This window comes from Pseudomonadota bacterium, assembly GCA_036339585.1.
GTDB lineage: Bacteria > Pseudomonadota > Alphaproteobacteria > UBA8366 > UBA8366 > UBA8366.
Window position 1 is genome coordinate 101,310 of the sequence record JAYZAS010000005.1, and the last position, 15,204, is coordinate 116,513.

Genomic DNA, 15,204 nt, shown 5'->3' on the forward strand with positions numbered 1-15,204 from the left:
ACCCTCAATCTGCCAGACTTTCAATAACAATGTCTGCCTCGTGCACTATAGACTGAATGGTGTGCAAGTCAGCGTTTTTTGAATTGCTAGCTTTACGATACCGCCTCACTTCAATTCTCTTCTCTGTAAATTTAGCTTCAATATGGTCGAGAAACTCGTCGGACCGTTCCTTAGCAATATCAAGAAGTGCAATGGTCCTTTTCTCGATATTTTCTGGAAAACATGTTGGCTTACGCAGCGTTGTTGAGGCTTCGCTGGTAGGATCTCGTAGGAATTGCGGTTTCTGCATGACTACTCCACGGTTGTGTAAAAATTAAAATTGGTGGGTCACAGGCTGGATCTCATTACGGTTACGACCACCACCCCATCCACCTATAATGGCCGTTTGTAATCCTGCTGTTCCTCCGGCGCGGATAAGAAGAATACCATGGTCTCTCCAGAATTTGGGCACCATTTCTTCAGCTAATTCAGGGTCAATTCCCTCATCAATGCCGTGTGCTCCTTTTACAAGATCTGCTCCCGGTCGGGTGGTGTAGTGATGTAATGCATCTTCAATATCTTTACGCCCCCACCCGTCATTCTTATAGATTTTATAATGTTCTGGCGAGATGGCGACGATTACATTTGCGCATTGAACCTTTTTTGGGTGCAATTCATTGACCAGTGACATGGAAAGTGATTTTGCAAGCTGATCAGCTGACCGCGCTGTGTCATCTGCAAAAGCCTGCGTGCCATGACCGTGGTGAAGTGTTACAGCATTAGAGCCCGCTGTGCACCCTCGTGAAATATGAAGTGGCTCCCATTCTGGGTCAGTTTCGTCTTCTGCAAAACAGAAAGTATATTTGCCAGGGTTGCCAAAAACAGCACGATCAATCTCGCCAGGACGTCCGCCGCCTACATTTCTTACAACCAGCTGCAAAGTGCGGCCAATGGTGGCGTTAGCGCGATTTCCTTGACCAAAGACATTATGACCCCAGTTCATGCCAATAGATTTAGTTATGGGACCATTCACAATAATTACCGGGCCAGAAAAAAATAAAGTACACAATACTCCGTGAAGAGTAAATTTCGGATTGAGTGCTGCTTCTATCGAGGCAAGAATGACTGGCATATACTCAGGACGGGCCCCTGCCATAACAGCATTTATCGCAACCTTTTCAATGGTGCACTCCTGAAAATCTGGGGGCATGAGACCGAGTTTTTCATTGGGGGAACGATTTATGCCTGCAAGCATTCGAATAATCCTGTCGTCAGTTGGGGGGACTATTGGAAGACCGTCTGTCCAGCCCCTATCGTAAGCTTGCTCCACTGGATCATCCCATTCAGAAAATTCTACTTTCCGCGACTTAAATCCAATTTCACCATATGTTGCCTGAAGTTTTTCGTGTACTCCCGGTTCGGTCGATTTTGATCCGCAGCCGGGTTGATTTGGTGGCAGTGCGAGACCCAACCCTTTAATTCCAGTCATTTTTTCCCAGTCGCTTCGGTTCCATCCGTGAACCCGATCGATCTCTTTTTTTCCTTTGGTAAGAATTAGGGTAGGGACGATGTCGACTCCTAACCTGAAACTGTTCTCCAAGGTCCTGTCGTCGATTACACCGCCGGGTATGGATGGGAAATCAGGGTCATCCTGACAATAAATTCTTATGTTAGCGACTGTATGCCTAAGCTGCTGTAGTACTGGCACCACAAGCTCACAAGTAGGACAATCGCGTTTGACCACTGCGATAAAGCAATACTCATTAATAGTCATCATTCATCACCTTACATGGAGTGGATAAACCTAACATACGTCACAACGATTATCACGGTTGCGCACAAAAATTAAAACCTCGGATCGTGCATAGCTTAAAAACGCTTAAACAACGCATCTTTGACTTTTGTATCGTGCCATACTCGGGGCAAGCGTAACCTTTTGTTGGTAAGCATAATTGATAAACTTTTTTCGAATTGTAGATGTGCCTAGCTCAATTCGTGTTGGATATGAACTCCGTCTGTTTTGGGAACTAATTAGTTTTAACTAGACCCAATCTGTTGCCTTGCGGATCCTCAAAAATTGCAAAAGTAAGCATTCCCGGAATGTTTGTTGCTGGGACAATAACTTCGCCGCCCATCTCTTCTATTCGGTCTAGATATTGTTCGGGGTCGTCAACCTCGATGTACACCAGAACTCCGGGGGAGTTGTTATTCTCAAAAATTCCACCGCTAATACCCTTATCATCTGACTTTGTGTTCACACGCCCATAACCCAATGGGTTTTTGTCTTTAACTTCCCACCCAAAAAGACTCTGATAGAAGTCTTTGAGTTCTTTACGATCAATAGCATTTATCTCAAAGTGAACAACAGGACAGCCCATTATACCAATCCTCCAACGTAAACCCTAAGTTTGAATGGCAAATCGAGTCTCAACAACTTCATCATATGGTATCACGCGATTGATTAAGCCGCCGGTTAATAAAGCAGTACGTAAACGTTCAAACCCCTCCACATCTAACAGCGTACTTTTATTCCAAATGCCATTTTTTTTGTAACGTTCAATTGCAGACGTCAATATATCTCCTGAGAATTCCCTAAAAAATGGTTTAACTGCGCTGGCTATTTCTGTCGCACTATGACAGTGCACCCAGCCAAGAGACTTCGCCATTGCATTTGTTATTGCCTGCATATCATCAGGTCTCGCATCTAACATTGAGCGGTTAGCATAAAGGCTCGTATAGGAGCATGCGCCTCTGTGCGCTTGTTGGTACAAAATGTGTCCACCTTCCCGAATTAAAATTTCGGCAAATGGTTCATGCAATTGCACTGCCGCTATATCTCTATTTTTCCAAGATTCTATATTTTGAGACACCGTTTGAGTGGAAATACGAGCAATAGTATTGGGATCAATATCAGCCCTTCGACAGTCGTCCTGTAGGCAGAGCCAAGGTGTTACGGCCTCGCTAAAACTGCCGAGTGTAATGTCTTTCAGGTCTCCCAATTCGAAATTTTTAAATTTTTTATTGCTCACAATGTAAAATGGATCGCGACAAACGACCTCACAAAAACAAACCATTTCACATGAAGGATCTTTGTCATGAAAATGAAGTACTCTCATTGGTCCGCCCCAAGAAAGTGCATCGTGTCGACCTGCGGAAGCCTCCGCTCCCTTTCCCGGTTTTTCACATTCGCCAAATTCCATGGATAAACCCTCTCCAACAAAAGAGCCAATTTCGAAGGCTAGATAGAATGGAACGTAGAAAAGGCTCCGGAAATTTTCATATAAGGTGATAGTTTTTTGCATTTATTAAGGCTCTTTGGTTCGTTCTATAGATTATCTAAAGCTCATTGGTTTTTCTTTTTCTTGGACTTTTTAAATTAATATGCCTACGGCCATTTTGGCCTATCCTTAAGATTATGAAAATGAGTTTCAAAAACCACGTTCCATATTTTTTAGCGATCTTATCGGTAACGTTTGCACCTGTGATGCTATCGATCTTAGCATGATCCAAGAAATGACGCTTCAGTAGAACTGCAGTTATTATTGAAATTAGGGCACCAGCTATCACATCACTGAGAAAATGGACTGTTAGAATCACTCGGCTGATGGCAACTAAGGTAGCAAATGTGATCAAAACTGGTGTCGCCCGAGGGAAAATCAGAGAAAGGCTTATTGCAAGTGCCCAGCCCGTTTGTGAATGCCCCGACGGAAAGGAATTCATTGCGTGATTGGTATTGAATGGGATCAGACCATAGAACCCATCCTCAAACATAGCCTTAGGGCGTTGGCGCCCTATTATAAATTTCAAAAAATTTATTGAGATGCCTGAAATCACCAGTGTGTAAAAAACAAATAATGAATTCCTTGCACCTGCACAAAAATGGCTGCTCCATCTAAACTCAGATTGGTCCTTCTTGATGATAATCAGTGCAAAGCAAATGAAACAAATAAAAGAAAGACTTATATACGTACCTGCACGTCCGAGGTCGGTGATGATGCGCCAATAGTGAGCGTAACTATCGGAAACCTTTATTTTAAGCCAGTTTGTTAGCCAAGGGTCAATCGTTAACGCCAACGTAACGCAAACAATGAATGTGATTACGGTCCATGAGATTAGGGGTTTCTTTACTATAACATTACGCAATTATTTTATTCCCCGGCGTGGTCATTTATATATTTTCATAAGCCTGTTTTAAAAAAGACCGTCTCTGTGCTGACCAGGCTGAATGTGAGAGGTAATTGTTACGGGTAGGAAATCATACAACTCATCGTTAGTAAGTGAAGTGAGGCGGTTTATTGCTGCTAAAAAGCGTTCTGACTCCGCCTTTGCGATTATATCTTCAGTGAGACGCAAAAATTTGTTTATGTATTCAGTATGCCCAAACGGGCGTTGGCCTCGCGGGTGAGCGTTGGGCACAGCCATCTCAGACTCTATCACGGTACCGTCATTGTACACCACCTCTGCACGAACTCCGTGATCTTTTTCTAAAGGCTCTCGGCCATCAAACCGAAGGTTCCAAGCCGTGTCCTCCATGGTGGTGATTTTCTTCCATAGTGAAACCGTGCTCGGTCGACTAGCTCGCTCGGCCGAGTAACTCTTTTTATGGTGCCATTCCCCATCCTCGAGCGCTACTGCAAAGCAATACATTGCGCTATGATCGAGTGTTTCTCTCGAAGCCGACGGATCCCATTTAGATTTATTTCCAGACCCAGCTCCCATCATATTATGTGTTTTTTGTTTTGTATGAAGAATTATATTACGTATTTCATCAACACGTTCAAGTTTATCACGCATGTTAATAGCAAGGTCTATAGGCACTTGTCCGTGATAACCCGCGGCATGTTCCTTAGTATAGGTTTCAAGTATGCGGCGTTTCGGCTCTCCTTTATCAGGTAGCATCACGTCGTATCCCTCGGGACGATTCTCTAAGTAAGAAGCGATAAAGCCGCATTCACCCTCGTAGATACACCCCGGGCTACATCCACCGCGCATTGCTCGATCAATAGCATGAATTGCTTGCATTGAAGCATGCGCTGGCGCATTTGCTTTCCAGCTAGTTAATTCTCCACAGCGGCCTTGGCCGGTGGTTGCACTGACTTGAACCCCATGCTGTATAGCTTGAAAAATAGTTTCAGTTTCTAACCCAAGCATTGTTCCAATGCCACAGATTACCGATGGAACTATGTGAGCAGTGTGGTCAAGCCGATTTTTAGCAAGTGGAATGTTGTGGGCTAGTGCAATTTGAACTTCATAGGCCGTAAGTAATCCTTGCACGAATTGTTTTCCGTTGCAGCGCATTTGTTGCGCGACTGCAAGTATCCCAGACATGGTATCGCCAGGATGTGCTACGTCTGCTCCATAAAAATTATCATGGAAGTCTAATTCGCGAACAGCCGTTGCGTTTGCCCATGTAGCCCACTCGCAATGGACCGTATCACAGCTAGCTAAACCGAACAAAGTGGCTCCGCCAGGACGTGGATGTGCTAGTGCTTCAGATCGTGCATTAGCTACCGAAGGCGCGTTCAGCGCGGCTAATGCCACTCCTAAATTATCTACCACGCGAAGCGCCGCCATTTCAGCAGCAGCGCCATCTAATGGCGCCGTGTCGGATGCGGTTTCGGCTAAAATCCACGCAAGCTGTTCATGCTTTGGCAGTGTGCCTGTGGGACGCACATTTACATTAAAAACACGCATTCATATTACTTCATTGTTAACTGCACGAGCCATATTATTCCTATCAGTGCCGGCTGATGTAAAATATATACTATGAGGGAATGTTGTCCCACCCACTGAGTAATTTTAGAGACGTAATTTTTCGGGCACCAATTACTGATTGACATAAACCCTGTCGTTCGTTGCCAACGGCAGCACGCGACACCAAAGAGTACTATTCCTGCCCAAGGAAAGATTGGAACATAATCTATACTCTGAGGAGGCGAAGTGACGAGGCCAATCCATTGTAACCAGTCACGATTAAAAAAAGGGTCGCTAGCGAGGCTAGGCAAAAAGCAAAACAGCACGGCAATCATAAAGGTGATAAAAAAATTAATTTTAAGAAAAGGGAGTGCAATGAAACTTGCTACAGCTATGCAATGGAGAACGCCAAAGAAAACGTAGACTTGCGGCATTACCAACAATGTTCCGAGCGAAACAAGTATTGCGCCCCCAGTGATACCAATCCAACGCCGCCAGAATGCGCGCCAGTTGTGACCGTTTTCATGTGCCAGCACCATCGCAATTCCAGCTACAAATAAAAATATTGAGAGGATCACAGTTCGCGCTAAAAGCCAGATCGGGTTGCTGAACAATTCCAGATCGATAAACCCGAAGTCGCTGAGATCCCACACGAAGTGATACAGGATCATAAACCAGACAGCGATCCCGCGCAGAATGTCAAGTGTTGCGATCCGGTTTGATGTGGGCGGCCCACAGAGAATTAGTTTCATGGCTGTAAGTTAATACTGGAAAGAGGTTACGCGACGGATTTTTACAATTTTTTTGAGCTTGACACTTTATTTGTCAGTATCGTTACCACTGGAAAAATTGATATATTCAATAGGCATAGGAGGTAGTGAAAATCGTACCCATTTGCCAGAAAGAGATGTTGTGCTAATTGCAATTGCGGATGCATTGCTGAGAAAAGTTAGGAAACTATTATAGTTGAGATGGCCGGATAGAGGCATCTGTTGTTGTGGAATAAAAACTCCTTCCCCGGCTCCATGTGAATTAAGATCCATCGAGAATACCTCAGACAAATTATCAAACCGTAGCTCCAAATCCTCATAGGGTTTAAATGTTGTTCGCTTACAGTTTATATCCGTATATCTTTTGTTTAGTTTTTCCCGTCTTATTGAAAGTGTGCACTCTCCATCATCAGACTGTATCGACAAAGCATCTATATATTTTCGTCCATTAGCTGGATCAGCACGATGTTCAATAATCCATCCGGGATCTATTTTATTTTCAGGATTGAGTGTACTTTCGCTGGTGGACGACTGTTTTGCTGAATATCCTTTCTCAGCCTCCGCCTCATCTTTAGAAGTGTGTGAGTGGTCCCCGATAAACACAATTGACAGCGCTAGAACTATTAGAAGGATGGGGAGACATGCAAAAGCCAACGGATAATTTCGAAAAACCCAAAATCCAAGCATAAGTCCGATAAGAATTATTACCCACACCATTGTCACTATCCTAAACAGTATTCTTTTCTGCTTTTTTAATTACCGGCATTATTATGCCAGAATATATTAATTTTTGGTATGGTTTGCCTTACTTCAGCTTAATCCGACCTATTGGCAGAATGAAATGAACTACATAAAGAGGTTTTGTGTTATGTCATTAACGTCGGATATCGTATCAATCTGTTTCCAGCCCTCAACTAATGATTCAAATTTTTCTTGAGGCCAGTCTCTATAGGTAGAGCAACGTTGCGCCTTTTCTGCAGTCTCATCGTAAGAGAATGGGTTATGCGCTGAACCTTTGCCAAAGTCAGAACGCTCAGTGAATGTCCGTCCATCTTTTAGTGTGAAGGTTATTAAAGTGGTGTAGTTCTCGTAACCTAAACTTATGCTTTCCGCATCGGGAAAAGCTGAATAATTGGTGTTCCCAAGCATATGTTGAATATCTGGACGTTGCACAACCTCATCAGAAAAATCACTGAGACCAAGGTCTCCATCAATTAATATTTTAACGATACAGAATTCCATAGAAAATTTACTTTGCAAGCCGGTTTTAGGATGATGATGAATTAGCGTGTCATAAATTGATTGTTTGGTTTGAATGTCTAATTTGCATACGTCGTTTCGTAGAGCGTTATTTTTCTCTAGAAATTCATCGATTCTACTCATGCCTGGGTGGGTCAGATTACCGCTAGGGTAGGGTTTGATCCACATTCCTGGCGACAAATAGGCCCATGGACAACCTAGCGCCTCCAATGGTGCCATATCAATAGAATCGCCATATGCATTCAGAAATCCTATGTCTCCACCAATAGCATCGGCTGCAGCTGTGAATCCACCCACAGCCATTTCTACTGCTAAAAACCCAGACATCGCTCCATGGCCAGGGTGATAAGGTTTCATCATTGAGCCAAAGTTCGCCCTTAAGCCGCAAGCATGACTAGCGGCAATACCAAGCGCGGTTTTTGTCGTTTGCAGGTCAAGCCCCTTTAGTCTAGAGGCCGAAGCAGCCGAGCCGAAGGCACTCATGAGAGCGGTTGGGTGAAAACCAGCAGAGAAAGAGCGCGGACCCAAAGCTGAGTTTAATTTTGCCATCACTTCCACGCCAATGTGATAAGCAATAAGGAAATCCTTGCCAGTAGTTTTTTTGCTATCAATAAGTGCGAGTAATGTTGAGAGGAGAGGCCCGGTGGGATGGGTCGAGCCGTGATAACCTTGAGCCACCGGATCGGCAGCTAATGTATCGTCAAAATCATCGGCATGAATGGTATTGCCATTTGCCATGGCAGCAAATGGAGCAGGCAGACGCATATCAGTGCCTATCACTTGTGCGCCCCCTGTGCTTGAGTAAGGTAGGAGAACGGAATTGAGTGTCCTCGCACCTTTAGAGGCCGATCCGGCGATCCCGACAGCACTAGCATCTAACAAAGAACTACGACCATAAGCTAGGGCCTCGTCGGGTATATCAGAATAGTGAGACTCTGTAATAAACCGTGCCAATAATTCTGTTGGGGTTTGAGCCATTCTTCATATCCCTCCGGGTAGTTCTTTTTTGAATTCAAAATTCATTGGTCAACAGAAATAGGTTGTAGCAAAATAGGCTATTAGGTTCGTTGGTATTCTTGATGGGCCAACAAAATGGGAATGATTTACGCACCATCAACAAAAACAAAGGATCCGGTTGAAGCTTCCTCGCGGATACGGCAGATTTTTTGGTATTCCTTTGACTGATACCACTTTTTGAGTGTTGCCATATTAGGAAATTCTATTATCACAAGTCGTTGTGGACGCCAATCTCCAGCTATTACCGTAATCTCTCCGCCGCGCACGACAAATTTACCACCAAATTTTTCGATAGTTGCTGGGGTCTTTTTAGCATACTCGTTGTATCGCTCTGAATTTGTTACAGTTATATCAGCTATGACGTAAGCCGGCATGGAGTACTTTCTCCTGTGAGTTAGTTTGTCATAATAAGTAAAGCATCAAAACGGTAGTCTACCACTCTGGTCGAAACATGCTAGGGGCATACTAAAGGTATACCTGTATATGCAGGAATGGGATTTGTCGATTTGTATCTATGGGCTACCCCGAATGGGCGGAAGGTATCAATAATGTTGGAGGAGTTGGAGCTTCCATATACCGAGAAGCCTGTAAATATATGGGAAAAGAGCAATTCTCCTCAGATTTCTTGGCTATTTTTCCCAATAATCGAATACCTGCAATCGTTGATCATGATGGTCCTGGTTGCAAACCAGTTTCTGTATTCGAGAGTGGTGCCATCTTATTATATTGGGGCGATAAGGAGGGTAAATTGATTCCGACTGATCCAAGGAAACGGATTATGGGGTTGGAATAGTTAATGTGGTAGATGGGTGGAGTAGGGCCGTTGTTTGGTCAAGCACACCATTTTCTAGACGGCACCAAAGAAGAGGTGCCCTACGCTATAGAGCGCTACTCAAATAAATGTCATGGGCTTTATGCAGTTTTGAACGATGGTTTGGGAAGCAAAGAGTATGTTGCAGGCAGCGTATATTCGGTGGCCGATATAGCTATAATACCATGGGTCCAAAGACATGCACGTCATCGACTAAAGTTAGAGGATTTCATTTGTTGAGAACGTTGGTGCAAGAAATTAACTCAACGCCCTGCAGTAAAACGAGGCATGGCATGTCTTGGGAGAATAAATTTGTAAAAAATTTGGGCGGCGTCGGGCCAAGAGTATTTATTTCTGCATAATCAACGGTTCGTGTAACACTGTCATTGCGCCTTTAATTGAAAATCAAAAATTAGGTGGCCATCCTCCATGGTGTTTTTCAAATTAGAAAACATTGTAAGTCTTTAGTCTGCTGGACATTTGAGAGATTTCCATTGATAAATACACAATTATGATAAATTAAGCCACAACGGCTATGAAGGATATGGCACAACGAAAAAGGTTAAGTCGTCGAGAAAAAGGAGGGGTGGCAGAGCGGTAATGCAGCGGATTGCTAATCCGTCATGGGGTAATACTCATGCCCGGGTTCGATTCCCGGTCCCTCCGCCAGAATGCTCTCTTAAATAAATAAATATGCTACACTGTCATTAAGTTCATAAAGAGCAAAACAGGTGCCTGCCCCGTTGGAAAATACGAATATTTTGTGCGGAGTGCGTGGTGTCCAAGCTATAATGTTAGTACTGGGATTGAGAGGCGGCAGTTAGGGGATAAAACGAGAGCCCTTTGCACTCAGTCATTAACTTCGAATTTGGTAGAAAGCAGCTGTAAAAAATCAGCGGAAAATCTTGTTGGGGGGGTATCAGTATGTCGAAGGTTCATGCAAGCGAAGCAAAAACCCAAAACTATCTTGATCGGTACATGGAAGGTGTGGGGAAGCGCAATCCTGGGGAGCCTGAATTCGTTCAAGCGGTCTTCGAAGTGGCTTCTACTATTTTTCCATTTATTGCGGATAAGCCGATTTATCACGAAATGCAAATACTTGAGCGGATGGCTGAGCCGGAACGAGTCATATCATTTCGCGTGCCTTGGACTGACGATAAGGGAAATATTCGAACAAACCGAGGTTGGCGTGTCCAATTCAATTCAGCAATTGGCCCTTATAAAGGTGGTATCCGCTTCCATCCTAGTGTTAATCAGTCAATATTAAAATTTTTGGGTTTTGAGCAAACCTTCAAGAATAGCTTAACCGGCTTGCCTATGGGTGGTGGTAAAGGCGGAGCAAATTTTAATCCAAAAGGCAAATCCGATCTTGAAGTTATGCGTTTCTGCCAGTCTTTTGTTACAGAATTGTACCGTCATATAGGCGAAGATACCGATATTCCTGCGGGAGATATAGGGGTGGGTGGAAGAGAGATCGGCTTTATGTTTGGTCAATATAAACGCATTACAAATCGTTTTGCGGGTGTCCTGACCGGTAAAGGCTTAGAATTTGGGGGTTCAAAAATGCGAACTGAGGCAACCGGATATGGTGCGGTTTTTTATCTTGAGAATATGTTAAGGCACCACGGGGAAGGCCTAGAAGACAAAACAGTCTTAATCTCAGGCTCCGGGAATGTTGCCACCTACGCGGCAGAGAAAGCACTTCATTTGGGTGCTAAGCCCTTAACAATGTCTGATTCGAGCGGTTTTATTCATTGCGCAAAGGGTTTTACCGAAGAACAAATCAATTGGATTAAAGAGCTGAAAGAAGTACGGCGTGGTAGAATTCACGAGGCTGCTGACGAATTTAACGACATTACTTTTCATAAAGGAGAGCGACCCTGGGGTGTCGAGGGAAACTGCATAATTCCATCTGCGACACAAAACGAGGTTAGCCGTAAAGATGCCGAAGCCCTTATAAGGAACGGTACTACTTATGTTGCTGAGGCTGCTAACATGCCCTGTGAGCAGGAAGCCATCAATGCATTCATTCAAGCAAATATCAAATTCGGACCAGCTAAAGCGGTAAATGCGGGTGGGGTTGGCGTTTCAGGTCTTGAAATGAGCCAGAATAGTGCTCGGATTGCATGGGAGGAAGAACACCTCCGGGAATTGTTGGAGAATATGATGCGCGATATCCACGATTCCTGCGTGGAGTATGGCTCGGAGGGAGGCGGTGCCGTGAATTATCTCAAAGGCGCTAATATAGCGGGTTTTGTTAAAGTAGCGGATGCCATGCTTAGTTATGGACACGTTTGACACATTCAACAAAGAGGTCATACACTCGTATTTAGGTTGCTTTAGCCATCGGTTTAATGGCGGTATTTTTTTCTAAAAGCCACCTAAGTAGTTACCGAGCTATCGGATTTAAACACTTAGAATTTTGCGAAATTATATTTTGCATGGAAGTACCACGGTGATAAATATGAGCTATACAACTTTATTTTTGGTGATTAGGTCGGGTGTGGGGCCCAGCCAAAGGGGGACGAGACGTTTATGTTAAGAGCAACTGTAGCACTGAGCATCCTTGCGGCATTTTTCTTGTCAGGCGCAACAACGAATGCTCAGCAAAATCATCCGTGCTCCGCAGATGTGTTGGTACGTGCTCCTGGCCTTCTGAAACACCATCTGCCAGACCTTGGCAGCGCCTCTAGCCACGGCTTTAGCATCCAAAAACAGATTAGCCAGTTGGCACCGATCAAGAATCCAGCCGATTCAAAACAAAGTTTTGATGTCCTTGAGGCTTGGGCTTTTGTTTACAAAGCCAAGTACCGACTGCGTTTCTATTACGCAAAATTTCCGGGAGAATGCGTGCTGATGGGCCAAGAGGTGCTGGAGCATGCGAGGCTTTAGAATATATCGTTGGTTGGGAAAAGATTGTAGCCTGACCTCCATCCATTAATTTACTTGAGATTAATGGCTTGCTATAGAACTTGCCTATTTAAAGGTGTCTGCAATATCGTAAATAGATCAACATTGTTTGCAGACCTCTTCGAGGATGTCCATGGAAGTGTTCGAAAAAATTTACTACGGAAACACTGTCTTACAGTGGTCAACAGCGCTTGGTATCATCATAGCGACTATTCTGATTGGGAGGCTTGTTCTGTGGCTTTCTAAAAACATGGCGCGCAAAGTTGCATCTAAGACAAGGACGCAACTTGATGATTTGCTCATTGAATCCACTGAGCGTCCGTTAGTTTTCATAATATCTCTATTTGGTATTTGGTGGGCTTTGAACCATTTATCGCTAACAGAGCAGGTGCGTGTTTGGATTTCGAATGGCTACGATTTTCTTGTAACAATTGCATTCGCATGGATACTGACACGTTTCTTTGACTTACTCGTAAAAGAGTATATTGAGCCAAAAGTACGAGAGACAGAGACTGACCTCGATGATCAACTTTTGCCAATATTGCGTAAAGGTGTAAAGGCAACCATCTGGGTACTTGCTGTCGTCGTTGGATTAGACAATGCGGGTTATGATGTTGGCGCCCTTCTGGCAGGTCTTGGTATCGGAGGCCTCGCCTTTGCAATGGCCGCGAAGGATACTATTTCGAATTTATTTGGTGGATTTACTATTTTCACTGATAAACCTTTCACTATTAACGATCGGATTATTGTTGCGGGTGTTGAAGGCTGGGTAAGGGAAATCGGTGTCCGATCAACCCGCATACAAAAGCTAGATGGACGAAACGTAGTTATCCCAAACGCTAAATTCTCCGACTCAGTAATTGAGAATGTTTCGGCAGAACCAAGTCGTATGATAAAGCTTAATCTTGGACTTACCTATAGTACTAGTGCAGAACAGATAGAAAAGGCATTAGGTTTGTTGCGTGAAATTGCTAAGGAGCATAGCGATAAAATTGAGGAAAAAACCAAATTAAGTTTTAATGGGTTTGGTGATTTTCATCTAAACATATACTTCGCCTATTATATAAAACGTGGAGCCAATATTCTCGAAACGCAAACATCAATGAATATAGAAATTTATAAACGTTTTAATTCGGCTGGTCTCGAGTTTGCCTTTCCAACACAGACCATATACCACAAGCCTGTGGAGTAAGGTTATGACTGTTGATGGTAAAGAATTAGCAAGCTCAAGTGAAACAATTGAGTTGTTAAATAGAAGAAGAAGCATCCGCAAATATTCCGAGAAGCCAGTTTCAAGTGCCCATCTGGATGCACTGCTTGGGGCCGCAATGCGGGCTCCTACATCATCTAACATACAAGCATACAGTGTGATTGTTGTAAGAGACAAAAAGATTTTAGCTGAAATTTACCCGGTCGTTAATAATCAGGAGCATGTTTTAAACGCCCCAGTGTTTTTATGTTTTTGTGCTGATTTAACGCGTATGGAAAAGGCTATTGTAGCACGCGGTGGATCCATGGATGAAAATCCTTTAGAAATTGGATTGGTGTCCAGCATCGATGCATCTTTAGTTGGGATGAGTGCTTATCTAGCAGCTGAATCGCTTGGAATGAGCGGTGTGATGATAGGAGCAGTTCGCAACGACCCTAGTGAGATGGCAAGAATCCTTAAATTGCCCGATAAGGTATATGTAGTCTTTGGTATGGTTCTGGGTTGGCCGGCCGAAGCTCCCAAGCAAAAACCGAGAATGGATCGAGGGACTACTGTGCATTATGATTTATACGGAAAACAAAAAGATGAACGAAACCTAGTCGAAAAACTTGAAAGTTATGATACTGAATTGGCTAATCACTACACATCTATTAACAAGGTTACGACCCCAGATAGTTGGACAAATGACATTAGCAAAAAGTTTGCAGATCCAAGCCGAAAGAATTTACGCGCTCACCTAAAAAAGCGTGGCTTTGATTGGCTATAGTCGTTCGTTCATGTCTTTTGCGAAATTCGTCATATTGTTGAGGCTAATCTTGAAACTATAAAAAAGTATTTTCTGGTTTTTGATGTTTTTGTTGAATCGAAATGCGAATGGAGTGCGCCCATGGCTGAAACAATCCCACTTTTTTCATCAAAGTTCTATTTCATTCGGCACGGTGAGAGTGTTGCAAATGCAGCGCATCAATTTGCCGGGCAGATAGATGTAGAATTAACTGAAAAGGGTCGGCAGGACGCGGTAGATGCCGTGAAATGGATTAAGGATGAGGATATTGGTTCAGTTTTTTCAAGCCCATTACAACGGGTTTGGAAAACAGCAGAGCCTGCTGCCGAGGCATTTGGTTTAGATATCCTTTCCGTTCCGGGTATTATGGAACGTTCGTACGGTGAATGGGAGGGTAAGCCCATTGCCGATTATGACCGCGGAGGCAAGCCGCCGGGCGGAGAAAGCCCCGCGGAGTTTAATTCACGGATCATTGCTGCATGCGAAGAAATACAGGGTAAACAGTCGATACTTATCGTTGCACACTCTGGAACATTTCGAGCTTTACGTGGCCACCTCTGTGGAATTGATACCACATACGATGTTCTTAAAAATGGTCGGCCGGTTGTGTTTATCCCGCCTCGGTCAGTTAACCAGAAATGGACATGTCAACTGGCTGGGGCTCCAGATGAGAATATGTTCATCGGGCAGTAATAAACAACCGGTAAATTTCTTTGTTAATATAAACTAATCCATTTTTATAGATTGTCACAAATTTCCCGCAGATGCG

Annotated in this window: 17 protein-coding genes and 1 tRNA gene; 8 read left to right on the top strand and 10 right to left on the bottom strand. The window is 43.8% G+C overall.

Going from position 1 to position 15,204, the window contains the following annotated elements; genetic code table 11:
• Nucleotides 1–4: 4 nt before the first annotated feature.
• The 10 genes from VX941_05915 to VX941_05960 form a co-directional block, all read right to left on the bottom strand.
• Nucleotides 5–289, bottom strand: coding sequence for a hypothetical protein (locus VX941_05915; GenBank protein MEE2932942.1), 285 nt, complete (start codon nucleotides 287–289; stop codon nucleotides 5–7).
• A gap of 24 nt (nucleotides 290–313) precedes the next feature.
• Nucleotides 314–1,756 (bottom strand): thioredoxin family protein, encoded by a 1,443-nt coding sequence (locus VX941_05920; protein ID MEE2932943.1) that lies wholly within the window; start codon nucleotides 1,754–1,756, stop codon nucleotides 314–316.
• Nucleotides 1,757–2,006: 250 nt separating this feature from the next.
• Nucleotides 2,007–2,357, bottom strand: coding sequence for a VOC family protein (locus VX941_05925; GenBank protein MEE2932944.1), 351 nt, complete (start codon nucleotides 2,355–2,357; stop codon nucleotides 2,007–2,009).
• 24 nt (nucleotides 2,358–2,381) lie between these two features.
• Nucleotides 2,382–3,281, bottom strand: a complete 900-nt coding sequence (locus tag VX941_05930) for a hypothetical protein (protein MEE2932945.1) — start codon at nucleotides 3,279–3,281, stop codon at nucleotides 2,382–2,384.
• 34 nt (nucleotides 3,282–3,315) lie between these two features.
• The gene (locus VX941_05935) at nucleotides 3,316–4,122 is read right to left on the bottom strand and encodes a phosphatase PAP2 family protein (protein MEE2932946.1); all 807 of its coding nucleotides are present in this window, start codon (nucleotides 4,120–4,122) and stop codon (nucleotides 3,316–3,318) included.
• A gap of 48 nt (nucleotides 4,123–4,170) precedes the next feature.
• Nucleotides 4,171–5,673, bottom strand: a complete 1,503-nt coding sequence (locus VX941_05940; protein MEE2932947.1) for an MmgE/PrpD family protein — start codon at nucleotides 5,671–5,673, stop codon at nucleotides 4,171–4,173.
• Between the two features lie 5 nt (nucleotides 5,674–5,678).
• Entirely contained in the window at nucleotides 5,679–6,425 is a 747-nt protein-coding gene (locus VX941_05945) for a heparan-alpha-glucosaminide N-acetyltransferase (protein ID MEE2932948.1), read from the bottom strand.
• A 66-nt stretch (nucleotides 6,426–6,491) separates the two neighbouring features.
• A complete protein-coding gene (locus VX941_05950) occupies nucleotides 6,492–7,160 on the bottom strand; it encodes a hypothetical protein (protein MEE2932949.1) in 669 nt (222 codons plus the stop codon).
• Nucleotides 7,161–7,289: 129 nt separating this feature from the next.
• Nucleotides 7,290–8,681, bottom strand: a complete 1,392-nt coding sequence (locus VX941_05955; protein MEE2932950.1) for an MmgE/PrpD family protein — start codon at nucleotides 8,679–8,681, stop codon at nucleotides 7,290–7,292.
• 125 nt (nucleotides 8,682–8,806) lie between these two features.
• Entirely contained in the window at nucleotides 8,807–9,094 is a 288-nt protein-coding gene (locus VX941_05960) for a DUF1330 domain-containing protein (GenBank protein ID MEE2932951.1), read from the bottom strand.
• Between the two features lie 140 nt (nucleotides 9,095–9,234).
• Here VX941_05960 and VX941_05965 point away from each other — a divergent pair, with 140 nt between their 5' ends.
• The 8 genes from VX941_05965 to VX941_06000 all read left to right on the top strand — a co-directional run bounded on the left by VX941_05965 (nucleotide 9,235) and on the right by VX941_06000 (nucleotide 15,128).
• Nucleotides 9,235–9,513 (top strand): hypothetical protein, encoded by a 279-nt coding sequence (locus tag VX941_05965; protein MEE2932952.1) that lies wholly within the window; start codon nucleotides 9,235–9,237, stop codon nucleotides 9,511–9,513.
• 30 nt (nucleotides 9,514–9,543) lie between these two features.
• Nucleotides 9,544–9,771, top strand: coding sequence for a glutathione binding-like protein (locus VX941_05970; protein ID MEE2932953.1), 228 nt, complete (start codon nucleotides 9,544–9,546; stop codon nucleotides 9,769–9,771).
• A gap of 340 nt (nucleotides 9,772–10,111) precedes the next feature.
• Nucleotides 10,112–10,200: transfer RNA gene (locus VX941_05975), tRNA-Ser, on the top strand.
• 255 nt (nucleotides 10,201–10,455) lie between these two features.
• Entirely contained in the window at nucleotides 10,456–11,829 is a 1,374-nt protein-coding gene (gene gdhA, locus VX941_05980) for an NADP-specific glutamate dehydrogenase (protein ID MEE2932954.1), read from the top strand.
• Nucleotides 11,830–12,066: 237 nt separating this feature from the next.
• Complete coding sequence (locus tag VX941_05985) at nucleotides 12,067–12,423, top strand: hypothetical protein (GenBank protein ID MEE2932955.1); 357 nt, start codon at nucleotides 12,067–12,069, stop codon at nucleotides 12,421–12,423.
• Between the two features lie 151 nt (nucleotides 12,424–12,574).
• Complete coding sequence (locus tag VX941_05990) at nucleotides 12,575–13,633, top strand: mechanosensitive ion channel family protein (GenBank protein MEE2932956.1); 1,059 nt, start codon at nucleotides 12,575–12,577, stop codon at nucleotides 13,631–13,633.
• A gap of 4 nt (nucleotides 13,634–13,637) precedes the next feature.
• Nucleotides 13,638–14,417, top strand: coding sequence for a nitroreductase family protein (locus VX941_05995; GenBank protein MEE2932957.1), 780 nt, complete (start codon nucleotides 13,638–13,640; stop codon nucleotides 14,415–14,417).
• 120 nt (nucleotides 14,418–14,537) lie between these two features.
• Complete coding sequence (locus VX941_06000; GenBank protein MEE2932958.1) at nucleotides 14,538–15,128, top strand: histidine phosphatase family protein; 591 nt, start codon at nucleotides 14,538–14,540, stop codon at nucleotides 15,126–15,128.
• Nucleotides 15,129–15,204 lie beyond the last annotated feature (76 nt).

What these genes read in the sequence shown, in the direction of transcription:
- VX941_05950 (MEE2932949.1), bottom strand. Translation starts at nt 7,160, where the DNA reads ATGGTGTGGGTAATAATTCTTATCGGACTTATGCTTGGATTTTGGGTT.
- VX941_05960 (MEE2932951.1), bottom strand. Translation starts at nt 9,094, where the DNA reads ATGCCGGCTTACGTCATAGCTGATATAACTGTAACAAATTCAGAGCGA.
- VX941_05955 (MEE2932950.1), bottom strand. Translation starts at nt 8,681, where the DNA reads ATGGCTCAAACCCCAACAGAATTATTGGCACGGTTTATTACAGAGTCT.
- VX941_05930 (MEE2932945.1), bottom strand. Translation starts at nt 3,281, where the DNA reads ATGCAAAAAACTATCACCTTATATGAAAATTTCCGGAGCCTTTTCTAC.
- VX941_05985 (MEE2932955.1), top strand. Translation starts at nt 12,067, where the DNA reads ATGTTAAGAGCAACTGTAGCACTGAGCATCCTTGCGGCATTTTTCTTG.
- VX941_05995 (MEE2932957.1), top strand. Translation starts at nt 13,638, where the DNA reads ATGACTGTTGATGGTAAAGAATTAGCAAGCTCAAGTGAAACAATTGAG.
- VX941_05965 (MEE2932952.1), top strand. Translation starts at nt 9,235, where the DNA reads ATGGGCTACCCCGAATGGGCGGAAGGTATCAATAATGTTGGAGGAGTT.
- VX941_05940 (MEE2932947.1), bottom strand. Translation starts at nt 5,673, where the DNA reads ATGCGTGTTTTTAATGTAAATGTGCGTCCCACAGGCACACTGCCAAAG.
- VX941_05915 (MEE2932942.1), bottom strand. Translation starts at nt 289, where the DNA reads ATGCAGAAACCGCAATTCCTACGAGATCCTACCAGCGAAGCCTCAACA.
- VX941_05990 (MEE2932956.1), top strand. Translation starts at nt 12,575, where the DNA reads ATGGAAGTGTTCGAAAAAATTTACTACGGAAACACTGTCTTACAGTGG.
- VX941_05925 (MEE2932944.1), bottom strand. Translation starts at nt 2,357, where the DNA reads ATGGGCTGTCCTGTTGTTCACTTTGAGATAAATGCTATTGATCGTAAA.
- VX941_05945 (MEE2932948.1), bottom strand. Translation starts at nt 6,425, where the DNA reads ATGAAACTAATTCTCTGTGGGCCGCCCACATCAAACCGGATCGCAACA.
- VX941_06000 (MEE2932958.1), top strand. Translation starts at nt 14,538, where the DNA reads ATGGCTGAAACAATCCCACTTTTTTCATCAAAGTTCTATTTCATTCGG.
- gdhA (MEE2932954.1), top strand. Translation starts at nt 10,456, where the DNA reads ATGTCGAAGGTTCATGCAAGCGAAGCAAAAACCCAAAACTATCTTGAT.
- VX941_05920 (MEE2932943.1), bottom strand. Translation starts at nt 1,756, where the DNA reads ATGATGACTATTAATGAGTATTGCTTTATCGCAGTGGTCAAACGCGAT.